Here is a 14,533-nt window from a genome sequence, read left to right on the forward strand (position 1 = left end):
GTGGAGCAGTGAGCTCTCGCGCGGACGTGGCCGTGATCGGTGGCAGCGGCTTCTACTCGTTCCTCGACCTGTCCGATCAGGTGACCGTCGCGACGCCGTACGGCGAGCCCTCGGCGCCGGTCTCGGTCGGGGAGGTCGCCGGACGTCGCGTCGCTTTCCTGCCCCGGCACGGGCCGCACCACGAGTACCCACCGCACGTGATCAACTACCGCGCCAACCTGTGGGCCCTGCGTTCGCTCGGCGTCCGGCAGGTGCTGGCGCCGTGCGCGGTCGGCGGCCTGCGCGACGACGTGGCTCCCGGAGACCTCGTCATCCCGGACCAGCTCGTCGATCGCACCTCCGGCCGAAGCCGCAGCTATGTCGAGCGCGGCGCCGTACATCTGCCCTTCGCCGACCCCTACTGCCCCCGGCTGTCGACCGCCCTGGCCGCACCGGAGGGCGTACGTCGCGGCGGCACGATGGTGGTCATCGACGGGCCGCGCTTCTCGACCCGCGCCGAGTCACAGGACTACGCGTCGCGCGGCTGGACCCTGATCAACATGACCGGTGCACCGGAGGCCGCGCTGGCTCGCGAGCTCCGGATGTGCCTGGCCACGATCGCGCTGGTCACCGACATGGATGCCGGTGTCGAGCCGGAGCAGGGGGTGCACCAGGAGGACGTGTTCGCGCTGTTCGCTCAGCACACCGAGCGGCTCGCGGCGCTGCTCGCCGGCGTCGTCGCCGACCTGCCCGACCCGGCCGGCTGCACGTGTGACACCTGGGCCGACGGCCTCGAGCTTGGCTACGAGATCCCGTGAAGGTCCTGCTCACCGGGTCGGCGGGGTTCATCGGCTCGGCGATCGACCGCTCGCTGGCCACGTCGGGGGACGAGGTGGTGCGCGTCGACCTGATGCTGCCCGCGGCCCACGGCGTGACCCGAGGGCCACCGGGCACTCACGCGCTCGACGTCCGCGATGCCGGCTCCTGGGGTGACCTGCTCCGCGGGGTCGACGTCGTCTGTCACCAGGCTGCGCTGGTCGGGATGGGAGCCCACGTCGCCGATCTCCCGTCGTACGCCTCGCACAACGACCTGGCCACGGCTGCCTTGCTGGCCGCGATGCACGAGGCCGGCGTCGACCGCCTCGTGCTCGCCTCGTCGATGGTGGTGTACGGCGAGGGGCGCTACGCCTGTCCGACGCACGGCCCCCAGGCGCCGGGACCCCGGACGGAGAGAGCCCTGAGGGCCCGGCGCTTCGACCACGCGTGCCCGGTCTGCGGAGAGCCGCTGGACTGGACTCCGGTCGACGAGGACGCGCGCCTCGACCCGCGCAGCGTCTACGCCGCCAGCAAGGTCGCCCAGGAGCACTACGTCTCCGCGTGGACGCGGCAGGCCGGAGCCGCGGCGCTGGCGTTGCGCTACCACAACGTCTACGGCCCGGGGATGCCGCCGGACACGCCGTACTCCGGGGTCGCGGCGATGTTCCGCTCGTCGGTGGAGCGTGGCGAGGCGCCGCGGGTGTTCGAGGACGGTGGACAGATGCGCGACTTCGTCCACGTCGACGACGTGGCGCGGGCCAACGTGCTGGCGATGACGGCAGTACGCGGGGCAGCGCCGGGGACCTCGGCGGCGTACAACGTCTGCTCCGGGACTCCGGTGAGCATCCGCGAGGTCGCCGTAGCTGTGGCGGGCGACGGCCCGCAGCCGGTGGTGACCGGTGACTACCGCCTCGGCGACGTCCGGCACATCGTGGCCTCGCCGGCCCGGGCTGAGCGCGACCTCGGCTTCACCTCTGCGATCGAGCCGGCGGAGGGGCTGACGGCGTTCCGCACCGACCCGCTCCGGGCGTGACCGTCACCAGTTGGTGAGCACCAGGTGCTGGACCAGCAGCGCGACCACGACCTGCACCACCAGCATCGGCCGGCGCCACCTCTCCGGCAGGCACACCGTGGACAGCAGGAGCCACGGCAGGAACGGCAGCCAGATCCGCTCCACCTCGGCCTTGCTCATCCGCGACGCGTCGGCGGCGAGAACGGCCAGACCGGCCGCCCCGACGAGGAGGCGGACGACGCGCGGTGAGCGCCGCCCCTCGGCCAGGAGTGAGCCGAGGCCGGCGCCGAGGGCGGGGCCGGCGCTGATCAGCAGCGCCGCGAGGTCCGCCCAGAGCCAGTACGACGCCGGTCGCCCCGCCGCGATCCCCGCCACGTAGCGGTCCTGCAGGAGCGGATAGGCCGACCACAGCCGGAACCCGAGTGCGGCGAACCCGAGCACCGGCGCGACCGCCCCGAGCGCCACCGCGGGGAACGGGCGCCACGACCGCCCGGCCGCCAGGACGGCGAGGACCAGGGGCGCCAGCAGCGGAAGACCGTAGGACAGCAGCAGGCACGCGCCGAGCAGCAGCCCGCCGACCACGCCCCAGCTCCAGACGGCCGAACGGCGGACAGAAGACGTGGCCGCGGCGACCGCGGCCAGCCCCCAGGCCGCGACCGCCGCGAAAGCACCGTCCGCCGACACCGCTACCCAGATCGCCGCCGGTGCCAGCACCAGGAACGCCACCGCGCGTCGTGCGACGTCTTCGGCGCCGAGGCGCCGCAGGGTCAGCAGCACGGCGACCGGGGTCGTGCACCCGATGAGAGTGAGGACCAGCGCGCAGGCGAACGAGCCGTTGAACCCGAGCGCGACCAGGCCGACGAAGAGCAGCAGCGCCCCTGGTGGGTGACCGGCGACATGCGTGGGCCAGCTCCCGGGGACGCCCACCGGGATCCGATCGGCGAACCCGCTCAGCAGCGCGGGCACGTCGTGCACCTGCCGGGCCGTGGGGAGGTACTCGTTGTGGTTCGCGATCTCGTGGGTCAGCCCGGAGGGGCCGTCCACGAACGCGAGGGCGAGCGTCCACGCCGCGGTGCCGGCGTACGTCGCGAGGAGGAGGGTGCGCCACCGGAGTCGGGCAGCGGCGGCGGGCCCCCAGATCACGCCTGCCACGCCCAGGACGACGGCGAGCGGCGTCGCCGGTCCGACCCGGGGGTCGACCCAGCCCGCCAACGGCGCGAACGGACGCACCGGGTGCAGGCTGGCGTGCACCTGCCAGTGGTTCAGCGGGGGCACGACGACCGCGGCCCCGACCAGGGTCAGCGCCACGATCAGTCCGCCCCACGCGGCGCGCTCGGAACGGGCGGCGGCTGGCACCCGGTCAGGCTAGGTGCCGGAGCGTCCCCGGACCGGCCCGGGCCGGGGACGTCAGCGTTCCGTAATCCCATCCGGCTCGGAACGGCGCCGCGAGCTCCTAGCGTCGACGACGTGGATCCGAGACCCCTCTGCGACCTCGTGCTGCCCTGTCGTGATGAGGCGCGCGCGCTCCCCGCGCTGCTCGCCGAGGTGCCGGCCGGCTTCCGGGTGATCGTGGTCGACAACGGGTCCCGCGACGGCACGTCGGACGTCGCGCGACAGTACGGCGCTCGGGTGCTGGTCGAGCCCCGGACCGGGTACGGCGCGGCGGTGCAGTGCGGCGTCGAGGCCGCGGAGTCGGAGTACGTCGCGGTGATGGACGGGGACGGCTCCTTCGACCCCGCCGAGCTCGGCCGGCTGTTGCGGGCGGTCAGGGAAGGGGACGCCGACCTCGCCCTGGGGCGCCGCCGTCCGGTCGCTCGGGGCGTGTGGCCGTGGCACGCCCGGGTCGGGAACGCGCTCGTCGTCGCCTGGCTGCGACGTACCACCGGCTTCCCGGCGCGGGACATCGCGCCCATGCGGGTCTGCCGCCGTACCGACCTGCTCGCCCTCGACGTACGGGACCGGCGCTTCGGGTACCCGCTCGAGCTGCTGCGCCGGGCGACCGGCGCCGGCTGGCGGATCGCGGAGTACGACGTGGCGTACCGGCCGCGGGCGGCCGGCACCCGCTCCAAGGTCAGCGGATCGCTGCGGGGGACCATCCGCACCGCCCGTGACTTCTGGAAGGTCCGGGCCGCATGAGAGCGCTGGTGGTCGCGAAGGCGCCCGTCGCCGGGCGCGTGAAGACACGTCTGGGCGCGGTGATCGGGATGGACGCGGCGGCCCGGGTGGCCGCCGCGTCACTGCTCGACACCCTGGCTGCCTGCCGAGCCGCCTTCGACGAGTGGCACCTCGCGCTCGACGGCGACCTGCGCGGCGCCGACGAGGAGGACGCGCTCCGCGACCAGCTGGGGGGTTGGGTCGTGCACCCGCAGCGGGGCACGACGTTCGGTGAGCGTCTGGCCCGAGCGCACGCCGACGCGGCCGGTCCGGGCCCGACGGTCCAGGTCGGGATGGACACGCCGCAGCTCACCGCGGCCGATCTCCGCGAGGTCGCCGCGTCATCGGGGAGGGGGAACGCCGTGCTGGGTCCGGCGCCGGACGGGGGTTGGTGGGTCCTGGCCGTGCCGGACCCGACGGCCGCCGCCGGCCTGGCCGGCGTCCCCATGTCGCGACCGGACACCTACGCCAGGACCCGGGACGCGCTCGCCGCGGCAGGACAGACCGTCCGGGCGGCCCGGGTGCTGCGCGACGTCGACACCGTCGCGGATGCCGACGCCGTCGCCGATGAGCTCGGCGGCGGCCACTTCCGGCGCGCCTGGCAGGCGGTGTCCCGATGACCGTCGTGGACGCCGCGGTCCCGGTGGCCCAGGTGTTCGCCTCGGCCCTGCGCGGGGACCCCTGTCTGCTGCTCGACGCCGACGGCCCGCGCGGGCTGCTGCCCACGGCGGCCTGGCTGTGCGACGCCGATCCGGTCGACGAGGCGTTGCTCGGCCTCTGCCACGGACCGACGGTGGACATCGGATGCGGGCCAGGCCGGATGGCTCAGGCCCTGGCCCGACGCGGGCGGCCGGTGCTCGGCATCGACATCGTGCCCGAGGCGGTGCGGCTCAGCATCGACCGGGGCGTGGCGGCCCTCCTGCGCGACGTGTTCGACCCGGTGCCGGGGGAGGGACGCTGGGAGACGGCCCTGCTCGCGGACGGCAACATCGGCATCGGCGGCGACCCGGTCGCCCTGCTGTCCCGGGTGCGCGACCTGATCGCCACGACCGGACGGGTGGTCGTCGAGGTCGCCCCGCCGGGCACGGGTGTCCGCACCCGGCACGTGCGCCTCGAGACCGAGGTCGGCCGCAGCGACCCCTTCCCGTGGACCCTGGTCGGGGCCGACGCGATCGCGGCCGTCGCGGGCGCTGCGCAGCTGCGGCTGGCATCGCAGCACCGGTACGACGAGCGGTTCTGCGCCGTCCTCGAGGTGGTGTGATGAGGCTGCCGGAGGTGCGCGACGTGCCTCGAGCGATTCCGCGCGAGGACGACTTCAGCTCGTGGCTGCGCAGCCCTGCCGTGACCGCCCGTCTGGGCTTCTGGCTGGGCATCACCTTCGGCCTGGCCTTCGTCACCGGACTGATCAGCCACTGGGCCCAGACCCCGTCGCCCTGGCTGGCGTTCCCGACCAGCCCGAGCTGGGGCTACCGGGTCACCCAAGGCGTGCACGTGATCGCGGGCACCGCGGCCGTGCCGCTGCTGCTCGTGAAGCTCTGGACCGTCTTCCCCAAGCTCCTCGCGCGTCCTCCGCGCGACGTCCGCGAGCTGGTCCTGCACGGGCTCGAACGGGTGTCGATCGCCGTGCTGGTCGCGGCGGCGATCTTCCAGCTCGTCACGGGGCTCGCCAACGCGGCGCAGTGGTACCCCTGGCAGTTCAACTTCCGGCCGACCCACTACGCCCTGGGCTGGATCGCGATCGGTGCGCTGGGCGTGCACATCGCGGTCAAGCTCCCGATCATCCGCACCGCACTGGCGTCGGACGTCGACAGCACGGCCCAGGACAGGGCCGGCACGGCAGCCGGGCCTGGAGTCATGTCGCGGCGCGGCCTGCTGCGCACGACCTGGGCGGCGGCGGGTGTCGCGGTGCTCGCGACCGCCGGCGCCACGGTGCCCTGGCTGCGGACCGTCTCGGTGCTGGGCGTCCGGTCCGGCACGGGACCCCAGGGTGTCCCGATCAACCACACGGCGGCCTACCGCGGCGTGGTCGCGGCGGCCACCAGGGCGACGTACCGGCTGACGGTGGTCAACGGCGACCGGGAGGCGAAGTTCAGCCTCGCGGACCTCCGGGCGATGCCGCAGACGACGGCGTCGCTCCCGATCGCGTGCGTCGAGGGCTGGAGCGCCGGTGCCACCTGGACCGGTGTCCCCGTGCGACACCTCCTGGAACTCGTCGACGCACCTGCCGGGAGCGAGGTGCTGGTGGAGTCGCTGCAGGAGCACGGCGGGGAGCGGGTGAGCACGCTGCCGGGGAACTTCTCCGACCACCCGCACACGCTGCTGGCGCTCGACCTCGAGGGCGAGCCGCTCTCGATCGACCACGGCTTCCCGTGCCGGCTGATCGCGCCCGATCGTCCCGGTGTCCTGCAGACCAAGTGGGTCGGCCGGCTGGAGGTGACGACGTGATGCGCGCCAGCCGGCTCGCGCTGCTCCTCCTCGGCCTCGCGGCCGGCACGTACGGCGGGTGGCGGCTGCTCGACCTCGGCTGGGCGAACACCCTCGCCACGCTCGTCTGGTTGGTGGGCGGACTCGTGCTGCACGACGGAGTGTTCGCCCCGCTGGTGCTCGTGGTGGCCGTGGTCGCCATCCGCGTGCTCCCCCCGGACCGGCTCGCTCCTGGGGTCGTGGCGCTGGTGGTCCTGGTGCCGGTGACCCTGCTCGCGATCCCCGAGCTCGGCCGCCTCGGCGCCCGGGCCGACCGCCCGACCCTGCTCGACCGCGACTACTGGCTCGGCTGGTCCGTGCTCGTCACACTGGTGGTCGTCGCGGTCGCGGCCGGCACTCTCGTGTCGGTACGTCGGCGGACGACGGTCGGAGGGGGTGACGATGGCACGGGTGATGGTGGTCGATGACGACGTCACCGTGCGCGAGGTGGTCGTCACCTACCTCCGCGCGGCCGGGTACGCCGTGGGCGAAGCCGCGGACGGCGAGTCCGCCCTGGCAGATCTGCGTGACGAGCGGGCCGACCTGATCGTGCTCGACCTCATGCTGCCCGGCATCGACGGGCTCGAGGTCTGCCGTCGCATCCGGGCCAAGGGTGACGACGTCCCCGTGATCATGCTGACGGCGCTCGGGTCCGAGACGGACCGGGTCGTCGGGCTGGAGCGCGGCGCCGACGACTACGTGACGAAGCCGTTCAGCCCGCGCGAGCTCGTGCTGCGGGTGGAGTCCGTGCTCCGGCGGGTGGGCGAGCGCAGCGGCGACAAGGGCTCGGTCTCCGACGGCGACCTCGTCGTCGACTCGACCGAGCACACCGCGACCCTCGCCGGAAGCCGCCTCTCGCTCACGGTCCGCGAGTTCGACCTGCTGCGCTTCCTCCTCAGCCACCCGGGTCAGGCGTTCTCGCGCGACGAGCTGCTGCAGCGGGTCTGGGGCTGGTCCTTCGGCGACCAGTCGACGGTGACCGTCCACGTCCGTCGCCTGCGCGAGAAGATCGAGGCCGACCCCACCCATCCCGTCCGCCTGGCGACGGTGTGGGGCGTCGGGTACCGCTGGGAGCCCGCGTCATGACCCACGACCAGGTCGTCATCGTCCTGACCACCGCCGCCTGGTCGGGGGGCGTGGGTCTGATCGGTGGCGTCGTGGTCTGGCTCGGCCGCCGTGCCTCGGTGCGGTGGCTGACGGTCGGGGTCGCGAGCGTCGCCGTGCTCTCCGTGGTTGCCGGCACGCTGGCCACCGCGCGCGCCATGTTCATCTCCGGGCACGACCTGGGTGTGATCGGTCTCGTCGCCGCCGTGGCCGGCCTCGTGGCCCTGCTGTTCGCGCTGGCCGTCGGGTCGGCGCTCGCCCGCTGGTCGCGCGCGATCCGCGAGGGAGCGCGCGCGTTCGGCGAGAGCGGTGAGTACGTCGCGTCGCCCGGCGGCCCGGCGGAGTTCTCCGAGCTCTCGGACGAGCTCCGCCGGACCAGCCAGAAGCTCGCCGAGTCCCGCGATCGCGAGCTGGCCCTGGAGCAGTCGCGGCGCGAGCTCGTCTCGTGGGTCTCCCACGACCTGCGCACACCGTTGGCGGGCCTGCGGGCGATGACCGAGGCGCTGGAGGACGGCCTCGCCGACGACCCCGGCCGCTACCACGCGATGATGCGCGCCGAGGTCGACCGGATGGTACGGATGGTCGACGACCTCTTCGAGCTCTCCCGGATCCACGCGGGCGTGCTGCGACTGAGCCCGCAACCCGTCGCGCTCGGCGACCTGGTGAGCGAGGCGCTGGCCGGAGCGGACTCGGTCGCCCGGGCGCGCGGCGTACGACTCGGTGGAGAGGTGGAGCAGGACGTGCTCGTCACCGCCGACCCCGCGAGTCTCTCGCGGGTGGTCTCCAACTTGCTGATGAACGCCATCCGCCACACCCCCGCCGACGGAGTCGTCGAGATCCGCGGCCGTGCCGTGCCGGACGGCGTGGAGCTGTCGATCACCGACGCGTGCGGCGGGATGAAGGAGGAGGACATCCCCAGGGTGTTCGACGTGGGCTGGCAGGGCAGCAGTGCGCGCACCCCGGACCACGTCGACGGTGTCGGGGGAGCCGGGGCCGGACTCGGTCTCGCCATCGTCAAGGGCATCGTCGAGGCGCACCTCGGGCAGGTCGCCGTCGCGAACCACGACCCCGGCTGCCGGTTCCTGGTGACGCTGCCTGCCTAGCTGGGTGAGGATGTGCCGGTGACCCGTGAGCAGACGCCTCTCGAGCCCGACACGAAGGACTGGACCTGGGTGCTGGACCGGCCCTGCGACGAGTGCGGCTTCGAAGCATCCGCGTACGACCGGCCCGCGATCCCACGGGCCTTCCGCCAGAACGCGCACGTGTGGTTCGCCCTCCTGGCGGACCCCGCGGCGGGGGAGCGGAGCCGTCCGGACCGGTGGTCGACGCTGGAGTACGCCTGCCACGTGCACGACGTCCATCAGATCTACCACGACCGGGTCTCGCAGATGCTCGCCGAGGACGACCCGCTGTTCGACAACTGGGACCAGGACAGCTCCGCCGAGCAGGGTCGGTACGCCGACCAGCTGCCGTCGATCATCGGACCGACGCTCGTGGCCGCGGCGTACGCGATCGGCGACCTCTACGACTCGGTCCCGCCGCTGTCCTGGCAGCGGCCCGGGCGCCGGAGCGACGGGCACACGTTCACGATCGAGTCGCTCGCGCGGTACCAGCTGCACGACGTCGTCCACCACCTCCATGACGTCCGCGGGGCCGCGCGCTCGGCGACCATCCGGGCGTACGACGTGTCCGCCGCCGACTACCTGGAGGGCACCCGCGAGCTGCCGGCGACCGTCGCCGCCGCGATCGGACGGTTCGCCGGGATGGTGTCCCAGGGCGGCCGGGTGCTCGAGATCGGAAGCGGGTCCGGCCGCGACGCCGCGGCGCTCGAGCGGGCAGGACTGTTCGTACGGCGCACCGACATCACGGCGGCGTTCGTCGAGATCCTCCGGTCCGGCGGTCACCGGGCCGACCTGGTCGACCCGCTGTACGACGACCTGGCCGACCCGGCCGCTCCGGGCACGCCGTACGACGGGATCTGGGCCGACGCGAGCCTGCTCCACGTCGACCGCGACGACCTGCCGACGGTCCTGACCCGACTGGCCCGGGCGACCCGTCGCGGCGGAACGCTCTTCGTCTCGGTCAAGGAAGGTGACGGCGAGGACTGGTCGACGCACGGCAACGTCACCACCCCCCGGTTCTTCACCTTCTGGCGAGACGAGCCGCTCCGGTCGGTCATGGAGGCGGCCGGGTGGTCGGTCCGCGAGGTCCTGCGCAGTGAGGGGCGCGACGGGGAGCAGTGGCTCGAGGTCCTCGCGACGCGGGCATCATGAAGCCGTGAGGCACACGGAGTTCTGGTCCCGGATGGAGTCGGCTCTCGGCCCGGCGTACGCCCGCGCCTGGGCCGGTCAGTTCGTGATCGGCGAGCTCGGCGAGCGGACCGCCCAGGAGGCGTTGGATGCCGGTGAGCCGCCGAAGGCCGTGTGGGCCGCGGTCTGGCGGGCTCTCGAGCTGCCCGCCTCGGAGCGGTAGCTCAGGCCTCGGTCGCCAGTCGTACGCCGAACCCGACCAGCACCAGCCCGGTCAGCGTGTCGAGCCGGCGCCGGATCCGCGGCGACCTCATCCACGTCGCGACCGTGCCGGACAGCGCGATCAGGCCGACGAAGTACACCGCGGTCAGCACGGTGTACCAGGCGCCGAGGGCGAAGGTGGTCCACCCGACCGACCAGGCGCTGTCCGGGACGAACCCGGGCAGGAAGCTGACGAAGAAGACGCCCACCTTCGGGTTCAGCAGGTCGGTGAGGAAGCCCGCGAAGAAGCCCGCCCCACCACCCGGGACGGGCTCCGGGGCCATCGGGCCGTCGCCCTCGGTCGCGACCTCCTCGGCGGTGCGCCGGACCGACAGCAGCGACCGCACCCCGATCCAGGTCAGGTAGCAGGCGCCGGCGATCTTGAGCACGTCGTACCCGATCTCGCTGGCCTGGAGGAGTGCCGAGAGCCCCAGCGCCGTCGCGCCGACCCAGACGACCAGGCCGCACAGGACACCCGCCGCCGTCGACGCGCCGCCGCGCCGCCCGCCGCGGACCAGTCCGCGCACCACGACCAGGCTGTCGGGGCCGGGGAGCAGCACGATCAGGACGGAGGCGAGGGTGAAGGAGGTCAGCTCAACGAGCACGAGGGGGACCCTACTGCGGCTCGACCGGCCGGCACTCCGGGCGTGCAATCCCCGAAATCTGGGACGTACTGGGCGACCGTGGTTTGTAACGTCGAGAGTGCCCCAGCGCGAAGGGGCGATTCACCCGTGGATACCCCATGCTCCTACGGGTGGCGTCTGGTGTGAGAGCCGGACGATGGTGCCCGTCGGACCTCCTATCCGGCGGGCATCGTCACGAGACACACCGCAGCCGGCTCGAGGTGCTTCTCGAACTCGCCCCACACCTGGTGGATCTCGAAGCCGAGGGCGACGTTGATCGCGACCATGTGGGCGTTGACCTCCGCGTTGCTCGTCTGGATGTAGTCGCGGTCGGGGAATAGCTCGGCGAGCAGCCGCAGCTGCGCGCACTTCACGGCCATCCCGAGGCGATGCCCGCGGTGGTCGGGATGCACGAGCGTGCCGTACTGGTCGACGTGGTGGAAGCCGGCAGCCGGCACGGATGCGTGGGCGTACGCCACCACGGCCGTGTCGTGCAGCGCGACGGCCGTGAGGGAGGTCCGGCCGGCTTGCGCGCCCTCCCGTTCAAGGACGTCGAGGTCCTCGACGGTGTCCCGCCCGATCTCCAGCTCGAGGTCACCGTGCGGCGCCTCGATGCCGAGCAGGTTGCGGATCTCGACGTACGACGCGCGCAGCCCTTCTGGGACCGGCCCGACGAAGGAGCGGATCTGGTAGCCGTCGTGGTGCGGCGCGGCCCCGGCCGCCAGCCGGTCCACGTGGTCCAGGTCCACCGGCAACGCGAGGCGGCGCTCGATCTCGGTCATCGCGAGCGTGTACCCGTGCCGCTCGGCGAAGAGGCGGTTGCCGGCAAGTCCCTCGCCGATGCGCACCTGCACCCGAAGGTTCCAGCGGCCGCGGTTGCGCGCGTGCTCCTCGACGTGGTCGAGCGCGCGCGTTCCGAAGCCTCGGCTGCGGTGGTCGGGGTCGACCCAGAGCAGCACCTGACCCAGCTCGAGGTTGTCGCGCATGCTGCCCATGAGGACCGTCTCGGCAACCATCCGGTCACCCAGGAACGCGCCGAAGGCGTCGAAGAGAGAGGTGGTGTCGCCGCTGGTGAGCATCGCGATGCCGTCCTCGCGCGAGTAGAGCGCGGCGTCGGGGTCCTCGGCCAGCTCGGAGGCGGCGTACACGTCCTGGAAGCCGTTCATGTCCGCGTCGTCGTGCGGGTCGAGGGGTCGGATCACCAGCTCGGACACGTCCGTCACGGTGTCCGAACCTCGGCGTGGGTGCAACCGGGTTTGTGCGGCGTGTCGGTTCGGGGTCGAACACGTGTTCGGGTTAGATGGTCTCTGCAGACGACCCCGGTCCGGGGTCATCCACAGCCTCCGTGCCACCTCGGACGGGCTGTCGGTGACTCGGTCTAGCGTCTGGCCCGACAACGACACCAGACAGAAGACCAGACACAGCGAGGCGGGACGGCGGGTCCCGGACAAGGATGGACAGACATGGCTGGAGACCGCGAGAAGGCGCTCGATGTCGCGCTCGCCCAGATCGAGAAGCAGTTCGGCAAGGGCTCGGTGATGCGCCTGGGCGACGAGACCAGGGCACCGCTGGAGGTCATCCCGACCGGCTCGATCGCCCTCGACGTCGCGCTCGGCCTCGGCGGCCTGCCGCGCGGCCGGGTGGTGGAGATCTACGGGCCGGAGTCCTCCGGCAAGACGACCGTCGCCCTGCACTCGGTGGCCAACGCCCAACGCGCCGGCGGCATCGTGGCGTTCATCGACGCCGAGCACGCCCTCGATCCCGACTACGCGAAGAACCTCGGCGTCGACACCGACGCGCTGCTGGTCAGCCAGCCCGACTCCGGGGAGCAGGCGCTCGAGATCGCCGACATGCTGATCCGCTCCGGTGCGCTCGACCTGATCGTGATCGACTCGGTCGCCGCGCTCGTGCCGCGCGCCGAGATCGAGGGCGAGATGGGCGACAGCCACGTCGGCCTCCAGGCCCGGCTGATGAGCCAGGCGCTGCGGAAGATGACCGGGGCGCTCAACAACTCCAACACCACGATGATCTTCATCAACCAGCTCCGGGAGAAGATCGGCGTGATGTTCGGGTCTCCCGAGACCACGACGGGCGGTCGTGCGCTGAAGTTCTACTCCTCGGTCCGGCTCGACGTGCGGCGCATCGAGACGCTCAAGGACGGCACCGACATGGTCGGCAACCGCACCCGGGTCAAGGTCGTGAAGAACAAGGTGGCCCCGCCGTTCAAGCAGGCCGAGTTCGACATCATGTACGGCCAGGGCATCAGCCGCGAGGGCGGTCTGATCGACGTCGGTGTCGAGGCGGGCCTCGTTCGCAAGGCCGGCGCTTGGTACACCTACGAGGGCGACCAGCTCGGCCAGGGCAAGGAGAACTCCCGCGCCTTCCTCAAGGACAACCCCGACCTGGCCAACGAGCTGGAGAAGCGGATCCTGGAGAAGCTCGGGGTCGGGCCGACGGTCGACGCCCCCGCCGGGGGTGCGGCCGACGACCTGTCGGACGAGCCGATCGGCGTCGATGACTTCTGAGTCCTGGCGCGGCGACGTCGGTGCGGGGGTACGTGCCTGGGCGGGCGAGCCCCCTCCCGACGTCGAGCACGACGGACCGGACGCCGATGCGGAGTCCGTGGCGCGCACGATCGTGCTGGACGCGCTGACCGGTCAGGCCCGCAGCCGCCGGGAGCTGCGCGACAAGCTGACCAAGAAGGGCGTGCCCGACGACCTGGCCGAAGGGCTGCTCGACCGGTTCACCGAGGTCGGGCTCGTCGACGACGCAGCGTTCGCACGCTCGTGGGTGGAGAGTCGGCAACGCAGCCGCGGCCTCGCCCGACGCGCCCTGGCTCAGGAGCTGCGCCGCAAGGGCGTCGACGACGAGACCGCCCGGGCCGCGCTCGACGAGGTCGACCCGGACGACGAGGAGAGTGCGGCCCGTGACCTGGTCCGCAAGAAGCTCCGGTCGTTGCGTGGCGTCGACCGCGCGACGGCGACCCGGCGCCTGGTCGGGATGCTCGGCCGCAAGGGCTACTCGCCGGGGCTCTCGTTCGCCGTGGTGCGTGGCGAGCTCGGCGGGGTCGACGCCGATTCCGACATGATGGAGGAGTGAACCCCCACCTCCACCGCCTGTCTCCCGGGCCGGTCGACCTCTCGGACCTCCCCACCGACGCCACCCCGGGCTTCGACGGCGGCAAGACGAAGGGAAAGGCGGCCCTGTTCGCCCTCGGCGAGGGGCTGTCCGACCTCCAGGAGCGCCTCTGGGCAGAGCGCGGCACCGGGTCCCGGCGCCGCATCCTGCTGGTGCTGCAGGGGATGGACACCTCGGGCAAGGGCGGCGTGCTGCGGCACACCGTCGGTCTGGTCGACCCCCAGGGTGTGAAGATCACCAGCTTCAAGGCGCCCACAGCCGACGAACGCAAGCACCACTTCCTGTGGCGCGTGCGACGCGCCCTTCCGGAGCCGGGGTACGTCGGGGTGTTCGACCGGTCCCACTACGAGGACGTGCTGATCGTGCGGGTGCACGAGATGGCCGACCCGGACACCATCGAGCACCGGTACGACGAGATCAACGAGTTCGAGGCGGAGCTGGTCGCCGACGGGGTCGTCATCGTCAAGTGCATGCTCCACGTCTCGGCCGCCGAGCAGAAGGAGCGGCTGCTGGCGCGGCTCGCGAGCGAGGACAAGTACTGGAAGTTCAACCCCGGTGACATCGACGAGCGCGCGTTCTGGCGCGACTACCGCACGGCGTACGAGATCGCGCTGGAGCGCACCAACACCGAGCTCGCCCCGTGGTACGTCGTGCCGGCGGACAAGAAGTGGTACCGCAACCTGGTCATCGGCGGGCTTCTGCTCGACCACCTGCGCGGGTTGAACCTGCAGTGG

17 protein-coding genes are annotated in these 14,533 nt (G+C 72.7%); 14 read left to right on the forward strand and 3 right to left on the reverse strand.

The genetic code is table 11. From position 1 onward, the window contains the following. Window positions 1-8 precede the first annotated feature (8 nt). Window positions 9-797: an S-methyl-5'-thioadenosine phosphorylase gene (locus VGJ24_RS18195; RefSeq protein WP_331502058.1), complete on the forward strand. Its 789-nt coding sequence runs from the start codon at window positions 9-11 to the stop codon at window positions 795-797. Continuing rightward, on the forward strand, window positions 794-1,828 hold the full coding sequence (locus VGJ24_RS18200; RefSeq protein WP_331502059.1) for an NAD-dependent epimerase/dehydratase family protein: 1,035 nt from the start codon (window positions 794-796) through the stop codon (window positions 1,826-1,828). The genes VGJ24_RS18195 and VGJ24_RS18200 overlap by 4 nt, the downstream gene beginning before the upstream one ends. A 3-nt stretch (window positions 1,829-1,831) precedes the next feature. Here VGJ24_RS18200 and VGJ24_RS18205 read toward each other — a convergent pair whose 3' ends face one another. Then, on the reverse strand, window positions 1,832-3,163 hold the full coding sequence (locus VGJ24_RS18205) for a hypothetical protein (protein ID WP_331502060.1): 1,332 nt from the start codon (window positions 3,161-3,163) through the stop codon (window positions 1,832-1,834). A 111-nt stretch (window positions 3,164-3,274) separates the two neighbouring features. Between VGJ24_RS18205 and VGJ24_RS18210 the strand changes: the two genes are divergently transcribed. From VGJ24_RS18210 to VGJ24_RS18250, 9 genes are read left to right on the forward strand one after another with little or no spacing between them, the layout of a single operon-like run. Beyond that, window positions 3,275-3,943, forward strand: coding sequence for a glycosyltransferase family 2 protein (locus tag VGJ24_RS18210; protein ID WP_331502061.1), 669 nt, complete (start codon window positions 3,275-3,277; stop codon window positions 3,941-3,943). Further along, window positions 3,940-4,581, forward strand: coding sequence for a TIGR04282 family arsenosugar biosynthesis glycosyltransferase (locus VGJ24_RS18215; RefSeq protein WP_331502062.1), 642 nt, complete (start codon window positions 3,940-3,942; stop codon window positions 4,579-4,581). The genes VGJ24_RS18210 and VGJ24_RS18215 overlap by 4 nt, the downstream gene beginning before the upstream one ends. Next, entirely contained in the window at window positions 4,578-5,222 is a 645-nt protein-coding gene (locus tag VGJ24_RS18220; protein WP_331502063.1) for a methyltransferase domain-containing protein, read from the forward strand. The genes VGJ24_RS18215 and VGJ24_RS18220 overlap by 4 nt, the downstream gene beginning before the upstream one ends. Then, window positions 5,222-6,406, forward strand: coding sequence for a molybdopterin-dependent oxidoreductase (locus tag VGJ24_RS18225; protein WP_331502064.1), 1,185 nt, complete (start codon window positions 5,222-5,224; stop codon window positions 6,404-6,406). Before VGJ24_RS18220 ends, VGJ24_RS18225 begins: the two co-directional genes overlap by 1 nt. After that, window positions 6,403-6,852 (forward strand): hypothetical protein, encoded by a 450-nt coding sequence (locus VGJ24_RS18230; protein WP_331502065.1) that lies wholly within the window; start codon window positions 6,403-6,405, stop codon window positions 6,850-6,852. Before VGJ24_RS18225 ends, VGJ24_RS18230 begins: the two co-directional genes overlap by 4 nt. Then, window positions 6,827-7,510, forward strand: coding sequence for a response regulator transcription factor (locus VGJ24_RS18235; protein WP_331502066.1), 684 nt, complete (start codon window positions 6,827-6,829; stop codon window positions 7,508-7,510). The genes VGJ24_RS18230 and VGJ24_RS18235 overlap by 26 nt, the downstream gene beginning before the upstream one ends. Continuing rightward, window positions 7,507-8,631 (forward strand): HAMP domain-containing sensor histidine kinase, encoded by a 1,125-nt coding sequence (locus VGJ24_RS18240; protein WP_331502067.1) that lies wholly within the window; start codon window positions 7,507-7,509, stop codon window positions 8,629-8,631. Before VGJ24_RS18235 ends, VGJ24_RS18240 begins: the two co-directional genes overlap by 4 nt. Window positions 8,632-8,649: 18 nt before the next feature. Further along, the gene (locus tag VGJ24_RS18245) at window positions 8,650-9,801 is read left to right on the forward strand and encodes a class I SAM-dependent methyltransferase (protein WP_331502068.1); all 1,152 of its coding nucleotides are present in this window, start codon (window positions 8,650-8,652) and stop codon (window positions 9,799-9,801) included. Between the two features lie 4 nt (window positions 9,802-9,805). After that, on the forward strand, window positions 9,806-10,000 hold the full coding sequence (locus VGJ24_RS18250; RefSeq protein WP_331502069.1) for a DUF3046 domain-containing protein: 195 nt from the start codon (window positions 9,806-9,808) through the stop codon (window positions 9,998-10,000). A gap of 1 nt (window position 10,001) precedes the next feature. Here the strand turns inward: VGJ24_RS18250 and VGJ24_RS18255 are convergent, their stop codons facing one another. After that, complete coding sequence (locus VGJ24_RS18255) at window positions 10,002-10,643, reverse strand: LysE family translocator (RefSeq protein ID WP_331502070.1); 642 nt, start codon at window positions 10,641-10,643, stop codon at window positions 10,002-10,004. A gap of 194 nt (window positions 10,644-10,837) precedes the next feature. Further along, entirely contained in the window at window positions 10,838-11,884 is a 1,047-nt protein-coding gene (locus VGJ24_RS18260) for a GNAT family N-acetyltransferase (protein ID WP_331502071.1), read from the reverse strand. Between the two features lie 240 nt (window positions 11,885-12,124). Here VGJ24_RS18260 and recA point away from each other — a divergent pair, with 240 nt between their 5' ends. The 3 genes from recA to VGJ24_RS18275 all read left to right on the forward strand — a co-directional run. Then, entirely contained in the window at window positions 12,125-13,186 is a 1,062-nt protein-coding gene (recA, locus tag VGJ24_RS18265; protein ID WP_331502072.1) for a recombinase RecA, read from the forward strand. Next, entirely contained in the window at window positions 13,176-13,760 is a 585-nt protein-coding gene (locus VGJ24_RS18270; RefSeq protein ID WP_331502073.1) for a regulatory protein RecX, read from the forward strand. Before recA ends, VGJ24_RS18270 begins: the two co-directional genes overlap by 11 nt. Then, window positions 13,757-14,533: PPK2 family polyphosphate kinase (locus tag VGJ24_RS18275; protein WP_331502074.1), on the forward strand; the 777-nt coding region annotated here is incomplete at its 3' end. The genes VGJ24_RS18270 and VGJ24_RS18275, both read left to right, overlap by 4 nt.

This window comes from Nocardioides sp., from assembly GCF_036493135.1.
GTDB lineage: Bacteria > Actinomycetota > Actinomycetes > Propionibacteriales > Nocardioidaceae > Nocardioides.

Bases quoted from the DNA above. Each gene is read 5' to 3' on its own strand.
- VGJ24_RS18215 (WP_331502062.1), top strand. From the start codon at position 3,940: ATGAGAGCGCTGGTGGTCGCGAAGGCGCCCGTCGCCGGGCGCGTGAAG.
- VGJ24_RS18220 (WP_331502063.1), top strand. From the start codon at position 4,578: ATGACCGTCGTGGACGCCGCGGTCCCGGTGGCCCAGGTGTTCGCCTCG.
- VGJ24_RS18225 (WP_331502064.1), top strand. From the start codon at position 5,222: ATGAGGCTGCCGGAGGTGCGCGACGTGCCTCGAGCGATTCCGCGCGAG.
- VGJ24_RS18235 (WP_331502066.1), top strand. From the start codon at position 6,827: ATGGCACGGGTGATGGTGGTCGATGACGACGTCACCGTGCGCGAGGTG.
- VGJ24_RS18240 (WP_331502067.1), top strand. From the start codon at position 7,507: ATGACCCACGACCAGGTCGTCATCGTCCTGACCACCGCCGCCTGGTCG.
- recA (WP_331502072.1), top strand. From the start codon at position 12,125: ATGGCTGGAGACCGCGAGAAGGCGCTCGATGTCGCGCTCGCCCAGATC.
- VGJ24_RS18270 (WP_331502073.1), top strand. From the start codon at position 13,176: ATGACTTCTGAGTCCTGGCGCGGCGACGTCGGTGCGGGGGTACGTGCC.